The sequence below is a fragment of the Stenotrophomonas maltophilia genome (assembly GCF_006970445.1).
Classification (GTDB): domain Bacteria; phylum Pseudomonadota; class Gammaproteobacteria; order Xanthomonadales; family Xanthomonadaceae; genus Stenotrophomonas; species Stenotrophomonas maltophilia_AU.
Genome location: NZ_CP033877.1, coordinates 251,618 through 266,362, shown reverse-complemented (window position 1 = coordinate 266,362; position 14,745 = coordinate 251,618). Strand labels below are relative to the sequence as shown.

Below are 14,745 nucleotides of genomic sequence, written 5' to 3'. Positions count from 1 at the left end.
GTGGGATGCGGGGGGCTGACCGTTGGTCGGCACGCTGCTGTTGGTAGGTGTCGACCTTGGTCGACACGGTAGATCCACGCCATGCGTGGATGCGCTTCGATGAAGGTTCGAAATATTCGATCTCGATCGGATTCCATCCACGCATGGCGTGGATCTACTAAACCTTTCGTGCGTAGGCTGCATCCCAATGCAATGCCTGCCCATGGAGACACCCATGTCCCTGTTGCGCTCTTGCCTGGCCCTGCTGCTCACTGCCACCGCCGCGCCGGCGTGGGCGACCTTTTCCATTACCGCCTGCAACGAGGCCGGCGACTGCGGGGTGGCGGTGGCCACGCACAACCTGGCGGTCGGGGGCGTGGGTGTGCCGTGGGCACAGGCCAAAGTGGGCGCGGTCGCCAGCCAGTTCGAGACCAACCCGACCTATGGGTCGAAAGGCCTTGAACTACTGGCCAAGGGTCGCACGCCTGCGCAGGTGCTGAAGCAGCTGTTGGATGAAGACGGCAACTTCGATGGCACCACCCTCGCCGAGCGCCAGGTGGGGTTGGTCAGTGCGCGCGGCGGCAATGCGCAGTACACCGGCGCCACCGCGCAGCAGGCCAGCTGGGCCGGTGCGCACGGCGACGGCATGTTGAGCGTGCAGGGCAATGGCCTGGCCGGACCGGACGTGCTGGCGGCAATGCAACGTACCTTTACGGCTTCGCACGGAGCGCTGGCCACACGCCTGCTGGCGGCGCTGGAAGCCGGCCAGGCCGCGGGCGGCCAGCGCAGTGGGCAGTGGTCGGCCGCGCTGCTGGTGCGCACGCCAGGAGGCGACTGGCAGGACACCGACCTGCGCGTGGACGCCGACCCGCGTGCGGTCGCGAGGCTGCGCGAGCTGTACGACATGCGCCTGTCCAACGAGGCGATCATCCAGGCCGAGCAGCGTTGGGAAAACGGCGATGTGGCAGGTGCGCGCGCTGCGCTGGCGTCCTCGTTGTCACTGGCCCACGGCTGGGACCGCACCTGGGCGCGCGCTGCGCGCCTGGCCATGCGGCAAGGGGATATCGCGCTGGCCCGCGAATACCTGGCCGGCCTGCGTGCGCTCAATCCGGGCTGGGTGAAGCAGGAGCTGGCGCTGCCGTTGTATGCACCCTTGCAGGGTGATGCGGTGGTTGCACCCTGGCGATGAAGCACCGCAGGGAGCAGATCGTGCCGACCAAGGTCGGCACCCACCAGAACAGTTCAATCGGCCACGGCGGAGATCAGTAGATCGGCGTCACTTTCATCTGCGGCAACGGGCGCGGTGTACCGTCGGTGAGGTCGGGGCCGAGGTCCTCCCAGGTACGTCCCTGCTCGACCATCAAGCCCCACAGCTGCTGCGAGGCCAGCCGCTTGTCTTCCGAGCCCAGCTTGTACGACGGCGGCGTCGGCTCACCGCGGGCAACCATCGAGTACGCCGCACGGTAGGCCAGCACCTGCTGCGCCGGGTCATCGGTACGCGCCACTTCCAGCGTGTAGCGCTGGTAGGCCGAGGCCAGGTTGCGCCAGCGGATCCAGTAGTGGTTCTCGAACGAGAACGAACAGAAGCGCGCACCGGCCAGGCTGCCCTTGTCGGCGATGCGGGTCAGCACCTCCTGCGGCATGTCCAGGTTCATGCCGCCTTCGTCGCCCTGCAGGCTGACGTGCACGATACGGTCGCGGTAACCCGGCGCGCGCGCCTGCAGCAGATCGCGCCAGTTCTGCATGGTCGCCACCACCGCGAACAGGAAGCGGCCCAGCTCGGCGGCCGCCAACGGCGTGGCGATCGACTGGTAGGTCCGCTGCCAGCCGTGACGATTCTCGGTGGGCAGGAACACGGCATGTTCCAGCGCCTGTCGGCCACTGCTGCCGTGGCTCACGTCTTCGGCGTGCTGCGGGTAGACCAGATTGATGGCAAAGGTCGGCCAGCGCGGCAACGCGGCATCGAACAGATGGATCGGGAAGTTGCTGCTGATGCCACCATCGGAGAACCAGCAGATGCGGAACGCGGTGATCACCGGGCCGCAGGCCTGCCCGGCACTGGTCAGCCCTTCCATGCTGTCGGCCACGTTGTGCTCCTGGTCGGCCGCAGGCGCGGTCGGTTCACAGCGGCGCTCGCGGCGCGAGGGCTCATGCAGCGGCACCGCGCTGATCAGCAGCGGGAAGCTCAGGCTCATGCGAGTGGCCACCAGCACCGGCAGCTTCGGGCCCTGCGGCAGGTGGTAGTACTGCCGCCCTTCCACCTCCAGCGGCGGGCCGGCCTGCGTCACCAGCCACTGCACCACGCTGGCGGGGAACAGCTGCTCGAACTCCTCGCGCAGGAACCAGAACTGCGCACCGCCCAGCGGCAGCGTGCGCGGCTCGTTGTGCGACACGCAGGTGGTGATCATCTGCAGGCTGATCGCATGCGGGCTGTCCGGCTCACCGGCGTAGCGCGGCGCGTCGTGCAGGTCGGCGAAAGTGAGCGGTGCATCCAGCGGCTTGCCGGACAGCTGCTGCAGGCATTCATGCAGCCACTCGGTCAATGCCGGCGTGCGTGCATCGCGGCCGAGGCCGCTGCACAGGCCCAGCAGGTTGCGCCGCGCCACCCGTGCCACACGCAGCGCGGCACCGGCCACTCCCGCACCGTACGCGCACAGCAGTGATGGCAGCAGCGTGGCAGCCACACCGCTCCAGCCACCGCCCCACCAGCCCAGACCGAGCAGCAGCGCCAGCGACACCAGCACTTCCAGCGGCGCGATCTCGAATACCGCAACGGCCAGGCACAGCAGCTTGTGCGGCAGGCGGGCATTGCCGGTCAGCACCACCAGCAGCCGGTAGGCGGCGCGTGCGCCACGGGCCGGCTGGAACAGGCTGTAGATGAAGCCGCGCCGCGACAGCTGCGCCGACACCGCCGACAACCCGCCGTAGCCGGCATCGCCGGGCAGGTGATCGCCCGCCTGCTGACGGCGATCACCGCACGCCGCCGCAGCCGCCACCGCCGCAGCGATGGCACCGGCCGAGGTGCCGCCGATGCTCTTGAAGCGATACTCGCGCGCCAGCGCCAGTACCGCATTGGGGTACACGATGCCGCTGGTGATGCCGCCTTTCATGACCAGATCGCAGTACTTGTCCGCCACTGTCTTGCCCCCGAGCATGCCGTCCGCCGCGTGGGTGCCAGTATGGCGCAGAGGCTTCTCAGGGCCTGAGAACACCACCGCAGTCCCGGCAGGAATCTCCGGCGTTCAGCCGATGGCCTGCCTGCAGGCTTGACCCGCCCTGCCATCGGCGTAGCATCTGCAGCAAGCCAAGGGACAGACCCGCGGCTGCCAAAACAACATGAGGGATTCTCATGGAATTCGACTATCTCGTCTTCATCGGGCGATTCGAGCCCTTCCACAACGGCCACGCCGCCGTTGCCCGCCTGGCCCTGAGCCGGGCCCGCAAGCTGATCTTCCTGGTCGGCTCTGCCGATACTCCCCGCAGCCTCCGCAATCCCTGGACCGTGGCCGAACGCGCCGTGATGATCCAGGCTGCCCTCGATGGCCACACCGACCGCCTGCTGATCCGGCCCCTGCGCGACCACCTGTACAACGAAGCGCAGTGGATCGCCAACGTACAACGCCAGGTGGCCGAAGCCCTGCGCAACGATGGCGCCGCTGCCGATGCCAAGGTGGGCCTGATCGGCATGGACAAGGATGCCTCCAGCTACTATCTGCGGGAATTCCCGCAGTGGCCGCTGGTGGACGTGCAGCACACCGCCACCCTGTCGGCCACCGAGCTGCGGCGCTACCTGTTCGAGGCCGGCGACGTCGACTTCCACGGTGCGCTGCTGATGCTGCGTGGCAATGTGCCGGCGCCGGTGTACGACATGCTCGAAGCGTTCCGCAAAAGCGCGCCTGCGTATGGCCAGCTGGTGGCCGAGTACCGCTTCATCGAACAGTACAAGGCAGCCTGGAAGGATGCGCCGTACGCGCCCACCTTCGTCACCACCGATGCGGTGGTCGTGCATTCGGGCCACGTGCTGCTGGTGCGGCGCCGTTCGGAACCCGGCAAGGGGCTGTGGGCGCTGCCCGGCGGTTTCGTCGGCCAGGAACAGAGCCTGCTCGACAGTTGCCTGCGCGAACTGCGCGAGGAAACCCGGCTGAAGATTCCGCTGCCGGTGCTGAAGGGTTCGTTGAAGAGCCAGCAGGTCTTCGACCACCCCGACCGCAGCCAGCGCGGCCGCACCATCACCCACGGCTTCCACTTCGAATTCCCGGCCGGCGAACTGCCGCCGGTGCGCGGCGGCGACGACGCCGACAAGGCGCGCTGGATACCGGTGAGTGAAGCGTTGGACATGGGCCCGCAGCTGTTCGAAGACCACCTGCACATCCTGGAGTATTTCCTCGGCCGCGGCTGACAGGCCCGGCCTCCCCACTGGCGGATAGACCGCTGGTGTCACTCGACGCGAAGGAGCTTCCGTCATGCACTACCTCGATAATCTTCTCCTCAACACCGACAGCTACAAGGCCAGCCATTGGCTGCAGTACCCGCCGGGTACCGATGCCACGTTCTTCTACGTGGAATCACGTGGCGGCCTGCACGATCGCACGGTGTTCTTCGGCCTGCAGGCGATCCTCAAGGACGCCCTGGCACGGCCGGTCACCCACGCCGACATCGACGACGCTGCTGCGGTATTCGCCGCCCATGGCGAACCGTTCAACGAGGCCGGCTGGCGCGATATCGTCGACCGGCTTGGCGGCCACCTGCCGGTGTGCATCCGCGCCGTGCCGGAGGGCAGCGTGGTGCCCACCCACCAGGCACTGATGACCATTGAATCGACAGATCCGGCCGCGTTCTGGGTGCCGTCGTACCTGGAAACGCTGCTGCTGCGCGTGTGGTACCCGGTCACCGTGGCCACCATCAGCTGGCATGCACGGCAGACCATTGCCGCGTTCCTGCAGCAGACCAGCGACGATCCGCAGGGGCAGCTGCCGTTCAAGCTGCACGACTTCGGCGCGCGCGGTGTATCGAGCCTGGAATCGGCCGCGCTGGGCGGTGCCGCACATCTGGTCAACTTCCTCGGCACCGATACCGTATCGGCCCTGTGCCTGGCCCGCGCGCACTATCACGCGCCGATGGCCGGCTATTCGATTCCCGCCGCCGAGCACAGCACCATCACCAGCTGGGGCCGCGAGCGCGAGGTGGACGCGTATCGCAACATGCTGCGCCAGTTCGGCAAGCCCGGTGCGATCGTGGCGGTGGTATCGGACAGCTATGACATCTACCGCGCGATCAGCGAGCACTGGGGTACCACCCTGCGCGAAGAAGTGATCGCCTCGGGTGCCACCCTGGTCATCCGCCCGGACTCGGGCGACCCGGTGGAGGTGGTGGCCGAAAGCCTGCACCGACTGGATGAAGCCTTCGGCCACGCGATCAACAGCAAGGGCTACCGCGTGCTCAACCACGTGCGGGTGATCCAGGGCGATGGCATCAACCCGGATACGATCCGCGCCATCCTGCAGCGCATCACCCATGACGGCTACGCCGCGGACAATGTGGCCTTCGGCATGGGCGGTGCCCTGCTGCAGCGGCTGGACCGCGATACGCAGAAGTTCGCACTGAAGTGCTCGGCGGCGAGGGTCGGGGGCGAATGGATCGACGTCTACAAGGATCCGGTCACCGATGCGGGCAAGACCAGCAAGCGCGGCCGCATGCGCCTGCTGCGGCGCCTGGATGACGGCAGCCTGCATACGGTGGCATTGCCTCCCAGCGGTGACGAAACGCTGCCGACCGGCTTCGAAGACGCGATGGTGACCGTGTGGGAGAACGGCCGCCTGCTGCACGATCAGCGGATGGACGACATCCGCACGCGGGCGGCGGCGGGGCGTTGAAGGTGCATCCCGACCGGGGTCGGCTCCCGTTGCAGCGCAACGGCTCTGACCCCTGCGCTCTTGACCCGCGCCACCAACAGGTCCACTTTGCACACGCCGAAGGTATCCCTCCCATCGCTCCGGCGCGGGGAGGGATTTAAACGGGAATCCGGTGAAGGCGCCTCGCGCGCCCATTCCGGAGCTGCCCCGCAGCGGTGAATGGAAACGAATCCTGCCAACAGCACTGGGCTCGCGCCTGGGAAGCGGTGGGTAGTAGGTGGGCTGCGGCCCGTGTCCATCAGCCCGAATACCGGCCCCGGCCGGGGGACACGACCGTCCCCTGACTCGACCTGGAATCTCCGCGGGGAGGTTGCCGGGGCCGTCGTTGTCCTGCGCATGCAGGCAGCATGGCCGCGCGCGTCCTTTTCACGGTATCCGGCCAGACCTGTTCCCCACGCGCTGATGCATGGGCCACCGCCGTCGCCGGCGGTCCATGCGGTACCTGACGATGACCGAACTCCAACGCCCTGCCCTGACCCTGCCCGCCGATGGCAAGCGCCTGCTGCTGCATTCATGCTGCGCGCCCTGCTCCGGCGAAGTGATGGAGGCGATCACCGCCTCCGGGATCGACTACGCGATCTTCTTCTACAACCCCAACATCCATCCGGTGAAGGAATACGAGCTGCGCAAGCAGGAGAACATCCGCTTCGCCGAACAGCACGACATCCCGTTCATCGACTGCGACTACGACACCGACAACTGGTTCAGCCGTGCGCGCGGCATGGAGAACGAACCCGAACGCGGCATCCGCTGCACCATGTGCTTCGACATGCGTTTCGAACGTACTGCGCTGTACGCGCACGAACATGGTTACGACACCATCAGTTCTTCGCTGGGCATCTCGCGCTGGAAGAACATGGCGCAGATCAACGACTGCGGCATCCGTGCCGCGTCGCGCTATGAAGGCCTGCAGTACTGGGACTACAACTGGCGCAAGGGCGGCGGTGCCAGCCGCATGATCGAGATCAGCAAGCGCGAGCAGTTCTACCAGCAGGAGTACTGCGGCTGCGTGTACTCGCTGCGCGATGCCAACCGCCATCGCCGCGAGAATGGCCGCGAGCGGATCAAGATCGGCCTGTTGTACTACGGGCAGGACGCTGAGACACCGCAGGGCGATTGACGTGCAGGCATGGGGCGGCCACGCTGGTCGCCCCTTCTGTTGTACCGGAACTGCCATGACCGCCCTGCCCGCCGATGTCGCCCTGCTGGTGATCGACCTGCAGCCGGACTTCATGCCCGGGGGCGCCTTGGCCTGCGACCAGGGCGATGCGCTGGTGGCACCGATTGCCGGACTGTTGGCGCAGCACCGCTACCGCACCGTGGTGGCGACCCAGGACTGGCACCCGGCCGACCACGCCTCGTTTGCCAGCCAGCACCCCGGCCAGCGTCCGTTCGAGACCATCCTGCTGCATGCGCAGCCGCAGACCCTGTGGCCCGACCACTGCGTGCAGGGCAGCGCCGGTGCCGTCCTGCATCCGGGCGTGGACTGGACTGCGGCCGACCTGATCCTGCGCAAGGGCACGCGCCAACAGGTGGATTCGTACAGCGCCTTCCGCGAGAACCACGGCCCCGAGGGCGAGCGCCCGGCCACCGGCCTGGCCGGCTGGCTGCACGAACGCCGCATCCGCGAAGTGCACGTGTGCGGCCTGGCCCGCGACTACTGCGTGCTGTGGAGCGCGCAGGACGCGGTGAAGTCCGGCTTCCGGGTGAAGTTCCTGTGGGACCTGACCCGGCCGGTGACCGAAGCCAACGATGCGATGGTACGCGAAGCGCTGGGCAAGGCAGGGATCGCGATCGCCTGAGGCGTGACCGCCGGGCATGGCCCGGCGCTACCGCGCACGTCGCTTATGCCGCTTGCGCGCTCCTGCCCACGACAACACAATCGATTCATCCAGCCCCCTAACTACGCCCCCTACAGATCGCGGGACGGCCGAACCGGGGGCTTTTCATTGGATGAAATCAGGATTCGGTAGTGCCGGCCGCTGGCCGGCAACCTCGGGATCTCTGCAGTTGCCGGCCAGCGGCCGGCACTACCGGATAGCACCCGTGGTAGCGCCGGGCCATGCCCGGCGGACGCGGGATGGGCGATTACCGGAACACCACCGTTCGGTGCCCGTTGAGCAGGATGCGGTGCTCCACATGGCGGCGAACCGCGCGTGCCAGCACCAGCGATTCGGTATCGCTACCCAGCCGCACCAGCTCGCGCGGTGCCATCGCGTGGTCCACGCGGGCCACGTCCTGCTCGATGATCGGGCCTTCGTCCAGATCCTCGGTGACGTAGTGCGCGGTGGCCCCGATGATCTTGACCCCGCGCGCGTGCGCCTGGTGATACGGCTGCGCGCCCTTGAAGCTGGGCAGGAAGCTGTGGTGGATGTTGATCGCACGGCCGGCCAGCGCGCGGCACAGCGTGGGTGACAGGATCTGCATGTAGCGCGCCAGCACCACCAGGTCGATGCGCTCGCGCTCGACCAGGTCGATGATCTGCTGCTCCTGCACCGCACGCGTATCGGCGGTCACCGGCAGGTGGTGGAACGGCACCTGGTAGGACGCGGCCAATGGTGCGAAGTCGGCGTGGTTGGACGCCACTGCCGCGATGTCGACCTTCAGCTGGCCGCTGTGGGCACGGAACAGCAGGTCGTTGAGGCAGTGCCCCTGCTTGCTGACCAGCACCAGCAGGCGTGCGCGGCGGCGGCCATCATGCAGTTGCCAGTCCATGCCGAAGCCTTCGGCAAGCGTGGCCATGGCGGCGTACACGGTCTCCAGCGGCAGGCTGGCATCGCGGTCGAAATGCACGCGCAGGAAGAAGCGGCCGCTTTCCTCGTCGCCGAACTGCTGGGCGTCGAGGATGTTGCAGCCGTGGTCGAACAGCAGGCCGGATACGCGATAGACGATGCCGGTACGGTCGGGGCAGGACAGGGTAAGAATGGAATCAGGGCGCATCGCCCGAGTGTAGGGCAGTGCCCCGCCCGATGGATCGATGGTCACCGATGCAACCGACCTGCTTGGTTCAGTCCCAAGCGATACTTGGGACTCCCCGTGGCAAGCTGGTCGGTCATGAACCTGTTGCAACTGATCCGCAGCTTCACCCGCACCGCAGAGACCGGCAGCATTGCCGCCGCGGCCCGCATCCTTGGCATCAGCGCCACCGCAGTCGGCCAGAACATCAACCGGCTGGAGGCGCATCTGGGCGTACGGTTGCTGAATCGAAGTACGCGCCAGCTGGCCCTCAGCGAGGCCGGCGCGCTGTACCTGGCGCAGGTGCGCCACATCGAAGCCGACCTGGCGCGCGCGCAGGCGATGGTCACTGCCGGTGACATCGAACCAGCCGGGCCGCTGCGCATCGCCAGCAGCAGCGCCTTCGGTCGCCATGTGCTTGCCCCCTTGCTGCCTTCACTGCAGCAGCGCTACCCGCAACTGCAGCTGGAGCTGCGCCTGACCGACCGCGCCGTGCAGCATGGCCCGGAAGCGGTGGATGCCAGCATCCGCATCGGGGCACAGTTGGAGGATGGCGTGGTCGCGCGGCAGCTGGCGCGTGTTCCGTTCGTGTTCTGCGCCTCGCCAACCTACCTGAAGGCCCATGGCACGCCACAGGAACCCTCGGAACTGGGCAGCCATCGCGGGCTGCTGCACCGCTTCCCCACCGATGGCCGGCCGCTGCGCTGGGGCCTGCTGAAGGACGGCCAGCGCGTGGACGCCGCGCTGCCGCCGAGCATGGTCTGCGATGACATCGATGCGCTGGGGTCGCTGGCGGCGGCCGGTGCCGGCATCACCCGGCTGGCCGCGTTCGTGGCCGAGCCGTACCTGCGCGATGGGCGCCTGACGCCGGTGTTCGGCGCCGACACCGCATGGCGCCCGGAGCCGATGGATGTCTATTTCTGCGTCAGCGACCGTCGCGACTTCACCGCCAAGATCCGCGCGCTGTTCGAGCACCTGCAGGCTGGCATCGCGCCGGCCTGGCGGGTGTGACGGGGAAGAGCGGAGGGCCTTCGCGGTCAGAAACTCTCCTTCAGGCTCATCAGGTGAGCACTGGCCTCTGCCCATCCTGTCAGGGTGCGCAGGCGCTGCCCATTCCTGAAAACATGGAATACCGGAGTTTCATGGACATCCAGTTCTTTCCAGCCCGCGGGCCCCGCTTGGAGCAACATGGGATGAGAGGGATTGCTTCTGTTCCACTCGCTGACACCCGGCTGCGGCCATGCAGGAGATCGACGCACGACAAAGCGCACGCTGGATCGAATCCATGTCCATTCTGGTTCGTTCATGATCACGTGCATCGCGCGTCGCGAGGGAGCGCATGCCGGACTGACATAGGCGACCACCTCCAATCCCTGCCTGTACGTCCACCCCCGCCATTCCAGCTTTCCACTCGCAAGAGGGTGGAGAACGCCCTGCTGGCCAGGCGCGTTCCGCTCTATCTCGGGAAGTTCATCTACACGCAATGACGCCATCTCACGCAGCGCATTGGCCTCAGCAAAATGTCGAACCTGCACCAGAACCGCGTGCATTTTCCGGTGCGTTGTCTCTGTGGCAATACCTCTCCGCCCCAGTTCTGCATGAATGCATCGGACCTTGCCAAGCCATTTCTCGTCTCCAACGTACATTGAGATGTAGAAGCTGGCGCGGAACGCGGCCTCAAGATCCAGATTGCTCAAACTGCCGCAACCATCCCCTGATGATCTGGAAGACTCCCATGACGAATAGGTATCCGCCAGCTTCTCGACTCGGTCCGAAGCGCCAGCGGCCAACATCTCCCGGTCCATTTCACGCAGTTGAGCGTCTACTGGAGTTGCTGCCCACGTACTTGTGGGCAGCAGCAAACACCAAAGCAGCATGCGACCAATCATGCGATCAGCAACTCGACATGCAGATGCTGCTCATGGAGGTTGAACAGGTCGCACGCCCTGAACAGGCGTAGCGCGGATAATCTTCGAATACCGGGTTTGGATTGGCCGACTGCACGACCACATGATCCGCTTCCGACTCCTGCCGCAATCCCGGGATGTGCACAATTGCGCGCTGTGCCCCGAAGAGTGACAGGAGCCGATAGGCTTCACCTGCACTCAGTTCGGAGACGATGGGCTCGTAGCTGAAGCTGGCCAGTCCCCGATCTCCAAACACCAGCGAATCGACAAACTGCTTGCGCGCAAGGGGTGAAAGCAACATCAGTGGGGATTCGGGAGAGAGCTCGATCATATGAAGATCAAGCCGCCCCCGCGAGTTCACAGGGGCGTGCATGAGCGAGACATTCTCCGCCCCGGTGACACTCGCCACGTCATCACCTGCGACGGCAGGCATTGATAGAGGCAGTGAGAAAGCCGAGAGCAGAACAACCAGCATCATGGGTTTCATTGCGTTTCTCCATTGGCTGCACAACCGTGTGTGCAGCTCAACGTTGCAATGTCCGCACCCAGCGCAATGAGGTGTCATTCACATAAAGTGGTATCCGCAATCATTCCTAGTTCGTTGCGACAGGCTATGCCGCAACTCGCCGCCTCGTAGATCCCCTGCATCCTGAAGCGTCACAATGCGCTCGCAGATTGCGTCAGCGCGCCTTGAACACGCCGCGCGCATCGCGTGGCTCACAGCGCAGGTACTGGGGCGCAGCGTCCACGCTGTCGCGCAATGCTGCGGCAGCGTGCCACGGCCAACGCGGGTCGTAGAGGATGCCGCGCGCCAGGGCCACGGCATCGGCGTGGCGGTGGCGCAGAATCGACTCGGCCTGTTCCGGTTCGGTGATCATGCCCACCGCGATCACCGGCATGCGCACCTTGGCCTTGATCGCCGCGGCGAACGGCACCTGGTAACCGGGGCCGACGGTGATCTTCTGGCGCTCGTCCAGGCCACCGCTGGAGACATGCAGGAAGTTGCAGCCGCGCGCGTCCAGCACCTGGGCCAGTGCTTCGCTCTGCACCAGGTCCCAGCCACCCTCGACCCAGTCGCTGGCGGAAATGCGCACGCCCACGGCGATCTTGTCGGACACCGCCGCACGCACGGCGTCGAACACCTCCACCAGCAGGCGCAGGCGGTTCGGCAGGGAGCCACCATAGCCGTCGGTGCGGCGGTTGCTCAGCGGCGACAGGAACTGGTGCAGCAGGTAACCGTGCGCGGCATGCAGCTCGATCAGCTCGAAGCCCAGGCGCTCGGCACGCACCGCACTGGCGGCGAAAGCGGCGATGAGCTCGGCGATGCCGGCCTCGTCCAGTTCCTGCGGCGCCGGATCGGCGGCATGGAACGGCAGCGCCGACGGCGCCACGGTGGCCCAGCCACGCGCATCATCGGCTGGCAGCTGGCCACCACCGTCCCACGGACGCTTCACCGATGCCTTGCGGCCGGCATGGCCCAGCTGGATGCCCAGCGGCATCGGCGACCAGCGGCGGACGCTGGCCAGCACTTGTGCCAGCGCGGCCTCGGTGCCGTCATCCCACAGGCCCAGGTCGGCCCAGCTGATACGGCCGCGCGGCTCGACCGCGGTGGCTTCCAGGATCAACAGGCCGGCGCCGGACTGCGCCAGGTTGCCCAGGTGCATGGCGTGCCAGTCGCTGGCGCGACCGTCTTCGGCGGAGTACTGGCACATCGGCGCGATCACGATGCGGTTGGACAGGGTCAGGGGGCCGAACGAGATCGGCGAAAACAGCTGGGTCACGGCGATGCGGGGGACAGGCGGATGGAGGGTGCGTATTGCACCGCTGCGCGGCTCCCGGATCAACCGCCTGGATGGATCGCTGTTTCGTGCGATCTACTTCAGCCGAGCGTGGGCTCGGCTCAACACGAAGCCCATCCAGCCAGCGCTTCAGCGCAATCGCGCTCGTCCTTGAACTGCAGCAGGTCGTCGGCACGGGTGCGACCGCGGTTCAGCGCCGCCACCGGCAACCCTGCCTTGGCGGCCGCCTGCACGAAGCGGAAGCCGGAATAGACCATCAGCGACGAGCCCACCACCAGCACGGCGTCGGCCTGCTGCAGGTGATCGTGCACCGCGGCCACGCGTTCGCGCGGCACGTTTTCGCCGAAGAACACCACATCCGGCTTCAACAGGCCGCCGCAGTAGGCGCAATCGGGCACCACGAACGTGGAGAAATCGGTCTCCAGGTCGGCATCGCCATCGGGGGCGATACCGGCCTCCAGCGCATCCCAGCCGGGATTGGCGTCCAGCAGCCGCTGCTGGAACTCCTCGCGGCCACTGCGGCGCTCGCAGCCCATGCAGCGCACCCGATCCAGGCGGCCATGCAGGTCGATCACATTGTGGCTGCCGGCACGCTGGTGCAGGCCGTCCACATTCTGGGTCAGCAGCAGCTGCAGCTTGCCGCAGCGTTCCAGGGCAGCCAGGGCCTGGTGGGTACCGTTGGGCCGGGCCAGGCCGAAGCGCGGCCAGCCCAGCAGGCTGCGCGCCCAGTAGCGCTGGCGGGTGGCTGCCTCGCCCATGAACGCCTGGTAGGTCACCGGCGGCGTGCGTTTCCACTGGCCGTCGGTATCCCGGTAATCGGGAATGCCCGAGGCGGTGCTGCAACCGGCGCCGGTCAGCACGAACAGGCGCTGGGCGCGGTTGATGAAGTCGGTCAGTGGCGGGGTCATGGCTGCCAGATGGGGGCGCTGCAGCGCCCCCGCAAGCACCGGTTCAGCCGGCGTACTCAGGCCGCCGGCAGCGGAGGCACCGCGATCGGGTGGCCTTCCTCGTCCAGCGCGATCATCACGAAGTGGCCGCGGGTGCACAGCTTGCGCTCGCCGCTGTGCAGGTCTTCGGCGACCAGTTCCACCTCGACCTTCATCGAGCTGCGGCCGACTTCGACGATGCGGCCGATGGTTTCCACCATCTGGCCGATGCGGATCGGCAGTTTGAAGTCGACCTGGTCGCTGCGCGCGGTCACCACCGTGCGCCGCGAATAGCGGGCGGCGGCCAGGAAGGCGGCCTTGTCCATCCACGCCAATGCCTGGCCACCGAACAGGGTGCCGAGGTGGTTGGTGTGGTTGGGGAAGACGATTTCGGCCATGCGCACTTCGGTGGGCGGCACGGTCTCGGGGATCGGGGTCATGGGGGTGCTTCGGTGTGGGGTGCTGCGGATTCTAAGCGACCGGCGTGATGGCCATCGGAATGCACGCGCAACGGTCACCCGGCAGCGGTGCCTGCGCAGGCCGCGCCTGCGGCAGGCGTTACACTGCGCCACGCCCACTGCCAGGACCGCTCATGCCCGCCACTTCCGACCTGCTGGCCTTTGCGCTGGTTTCGCTGGCCATGGTGCTCACCCCTGGGCCGAACATGATCTACGTCATCTCGCGCTCGATCTGCCAGGGGCCGATGGCTGGCCTGATCTCGCTGGGCGGAGTGGCGCTGGGCTTCGTGTTCTACATGCTGTGTGCGGCACTGGGCATCACCGCCCTGCTGATGACCGTGCCGTTCGCCTACGACGCGCTGCGCATCGGTGGCGCGCTGTACCTGCTGTACCTGGCCTGGCAGGCACTCAAGCCCGGTGGCCGTTCGCCGTTCGCGGTGCGCGACCTGCCGCAGGACAGCCCGCGCAAGCTGTTCACGATGGGCTTCCTGACCAATCTGCTGAACCCCAAAGTGGCGGTGATGTACCTGTCGCTGCTGCCGCAGTTCCTGCATCCCGATGGCGAAGGCAGTGTGCTGATGCAGTCGATCGTGCTGGGTTCCACCCAGATCCTGGTCAGCGTCAGCGTGAACGGCATGATCGCGTTGACCGCTGGCAGCATCGCCGGCTTCCTGGCCGCGCGTCCCACCTGGCAGATGGTGCAGCGCTGGTTGATGGGCACGGTGCTGGCCGGGTTGGCGGTGCGCATGGCGGTGGAAGGACGGCGCTGATGACCCTGGGCGACGTCGCTTTTCCGCCTGATACCCCTG

At 66.8% G+C, this 14,745-nt stretch carries 14 protein-coding genes and 1 riboswitch; of the genes, 7 read left to right on the top strand and 7 right to left on the bottom strand.

The features are described 5' to 3' along the window. The first annotated feature begins 214 nt into the window (after window positions 1–214). A complete protein-coding gene (locus EGM71_RS01100) occupies window positions 215–1,168 on the top strand; it encodes a DUF1028 domain-containing protein (protein WP_188487194.1) in 954 nt (317 codons plus the stop codon). A 73-nt stretch (window positions 1,169–1,241) separates the two neighbouring features. On the opposite strand, the gene EGM71_RS01095 is transcribed toward EGM71_RS01100, so the two are convergent. Further along, window positions 1,242–3,134 carry a patatin-like phospholipase family protein gene (locus EGM71_RS01095; RefSeq protein ID WP_188487192.1) on the bottom strand — a complete coding sequence of 631 codons (1,893 nt, stop codon included), beginning with the start codon at window positions 3,132–3,134 and terminating at the stop codon, window positions 1,242–1,244. Between the two features lie 194 nt (window positions 3,135–3,328). Between EGM71_RS01095 and EGM71_RS01090 the strand changes: the two genes are divergently transcribed. From EGM71_RS01090 to pncA, 4 genes are all read left to right on the top strand, one after another. After that, window positions 3,329–4,378, top strand: coding sequence for a bifunctional nicotinamide-nucleotide adenylyltransferase/Nudix hydroxylase (locus tag EGM71_RS01090; protein WP_430544071.1), 1,050 nt, complete (start codon window positions 3,329–3,331; stop codon window positions 4,376–4,378). A 64-nt stretch (window positions 4,379–4,442) separates the two neighbouring features. Further along, window positions 4,443–5,852: a nicotinate phosphoribosyltransferase gene (locus EGM71_RS01085; RefSeq protein WP_188487190.1), complete on the top strand. Its 1,410-nt coding sequence runs from the start codon at window positions 4,443–4,445 to the stop codon at window positions 5,850–5,852. An 82-nt stretch (window positions 5,853–5,934) separates the two neighbouring features. Beyond that, window positions 5,935–6,164, top strand: a riboswitch (cobalamin riboswitch). 160 nt (window positions 6,165–6,324) lie between these two features. Beyond that, window positions 6,325–7,011, top strand: a complete 687-nt coding sequence (locus EGM71_RS01080) for an epoxyqueuosine reductase QueH (protein WP_430544070.1) — start codon at window positions 6,325–6,327, stop codon at window positions 7,009–7,011. 55 nt (window positions 7,012–7,066) lie between these two features. Continuing rightward, window positions 7,067–7,693 (top strand): bifunctional nicotinamidase/pyrazinamidase, encoded by a 627-nt coding sequence (gene pncA / locus EGM71_RS01075; protein ID WP_188487186.1) that lies wholly within the window; start codon window positions 7,067–7,069, stop codon window positions 7,691–7,693. A gap of 286 nt (window positions 7,694–7,979) precedes the next feature. On the opposite strand, the gene purU is transcribed toward pncA, so the two are convergent. Continuing rightward, window positions 7,980–8,831: a formyltetrahydrofolate deformylase gene (gene purU / locus EGM71_RS01070; RefSeq protein WP_029550788.1), complete on the bottom strand. Its 852-nt coding sequence runs from the start codon at window positions 8,829–8,831 to the stop codon at window positions 7,980–7,982. Between the two features lie 114 nt (window positions 8,832–8,945). On the opposite strand from purU, the gene EGM71_RS01065 reads away from it, so the two are divergent. Next, on the top strand, window positions 8,946–9,857 hold the full coding sequence (locus EGM71_RS01065) for a LysR family transcriptional regulator (RefSeq protein WP_188487185.1): 912 nt from the start codon (window positions 8,946–8,948) through the stop codon (window positions 9,855–9,857). 26 nt (window positions 9,858–9,883) lie between these two features. Here EGM71_RS01065 and EGM71_RS01060 read toward each other — a convergent pair whose 3' ends face one another. From EGM71_RS01060 to EGM71_RS01040, 5 genes are all read right to left on the bottom strand, one after another. Then, window positions 9,884–10,639, bottom strand: coding sequence for a hypothetical protein (locus EGM71_RS01060; RefSeq protein WP_188487183.1), 756 nt, complete (start codon window positions 10,637–10,639; stop codon window positions 9,884–9,886). A gap of 100 nt (window positions 10,640–10,739) precedes the next feature. Next, window positions 10,740–11,240 (bottom strand): hypothetical protein, encoded by a 501-nt coding sequence (locus tag EGM71_RS01055; protein WP_188487181.1) that lies wholly within the window; start codon window positions 11,238–11,240, stop codon window positions 10,740–10,742. Window positions 11,241–11,433: 193 nt separating this feature from the next. After that, window positions 11,434–12,534: an NADH:flavin oxidoreductase/NADH oxidase gene (locus tag EGM71_RS01050; RefSeq protein WP_188487179.1), complete on the bottom strand. Its 1,101-nt coding sequence runs from the start codon at window positions 12,532–12,534 to the stop codon at window positions 11,434–11,436. A 119-nt stretch (window positions 12,535–12,653) separates the two neighbouring features. Then, a complete protein-coding gene (locus EGM71_RS01045; RefSeq protein WP_188487177.1) occupies window positions 12,654–13,460 on the bottom strand; it encodes an NAD-dependent protein deacetylase in 807 nt (268 codons plus the stop codon). Between the two features lie 56 nt (window positions 13,461–13,516). Further along, complete coding sequence (locus tag EGM71_RS01040) at window positions 13,517–13,918, bottom strand: acyl-CoA thioesterase (protein WP_004153688.1); 402 nt, start codon at window positions 13,916–13,918, stop codon at window positions 13,517–13,519. 152 nt (window positions 13,919–14,070) lie between these two features. Here EGM71_RS01040 and EGM71_RS01035 point away from each other — a divergent pair, with 152 nt between their 5' ends. After that, window positions 14,071–14,706 carry a LysE family translocator gene (locus EGM71_RS01035; RefSeq protein ID WP_188487175.1) on the top strand — a complete coding sequence of 212 codons (636 nt, stop codon included), beginning with the start codon at window positions 14,071–14,073 and terminating at the stop codon, window positions 14,704–14,706. Window positions 14,707–14,745 lie beyond the last annotated feature (39 nt).

What these genes read in the sequence shown, in the direction of transcription:
- EGM71_RS01100 (WP_188487194.1), top strand. Translation starts at nt 215, where the DNA reads ATGTCCCTGTTGCGCTCTTGCCTGGCCCTGCTGCTCACTGCCACCGCC.
- EGM71_RS01095 (WP_188487192.1), bottom strand. Translation starts at nt 3,134, where the DNA reads ATGCTCGGGGGCAAGACAGTGGCGGACAAGTACTGCGATCTGGTCATG.
- EGM71_RS01090 (WP_430544071.1), top strand. Translation starts at nt 3,329, where the DNA reads ATGGAATTCGACTATCTCGTCTTCATCGGGCGATTCGAGCCCTTCCAC.
- EGM71_RS01085 (WP_188487190.1), top strand. Translation starts at nt 4,443, where the DNA reads ATGCACTACCTCGATAATCTTCTCCTCAACACCGACAGCTACAAGGCC.
- EGM71_RS01080 (WP_430544070.1), top strand. Translation starts at nt 6,325, where the DNA reads ATGCGGTACCTGACGATGACCGAACTCCAACGCCCTGCCCTGACCCTG.
- pncA (WP_188487186.1), top strand. Translation starts at nt 7,067, where the DNA reads ATGACCGCCCTGCCCGCCGATGTCGCCCTGCTGGTGATCGACCTGCAG.
- purU (WP_029550788.1), bottom strand. Translation starts at nt 8,831, where the DNA reads ATGCGCCCTGATTCCATTCTTACCCTGTCCTGCCCCGACCGTACCGGC.
- EGM71_RS01065 (WP_188487185.1), top strand. Translation starts at nt 8,946, where the DNA reads ATGAACCTGTTGCAACTGATCCGCAGCTTCACCCGCACCGCAGAGACC.
- EGM71_RS01060 (WP_188487183.1), bottom strand. Translation starts at nt 10,639, where the DNA reads ATGTTGGCCGCTGGCGCTTCGGACCGAGTCGAGAAGCTGGCGGATACC.
- EGM71_RS01055 (WP_188487181.1), bottom strand. Translation starts at nt 11,240, where the DNA reads ATGAAACCCATGATGCTGGTTGTTCTGCTCTCGGCTTTCTCACTGCCT.
- EGM71_RS01045 (WP_188487177.1), bottom strand. Translation starts at nt 13,460, where the DNA reads ATGACCCCGCCACTGACCGACTTCATCAACCGCGCCCAGCGCCTGTTC.
- EGM71_RS01040 (WP_004153688.1), bottom strand. Translation starts at nt 13,918, where the DNA reads ATGACCCCGATCCCCGAGACCGTGCCGCCCACCGAAGTGCGCATGGCC.
- EGM71_RS01035 (WP_188487175.1), top strand. Translation starts at nt 14,071, where the DNA reads ATGCCCGCCACTTCCGACCTGCTGGCCTTTGCGCTGGTTTCGCTGGCC.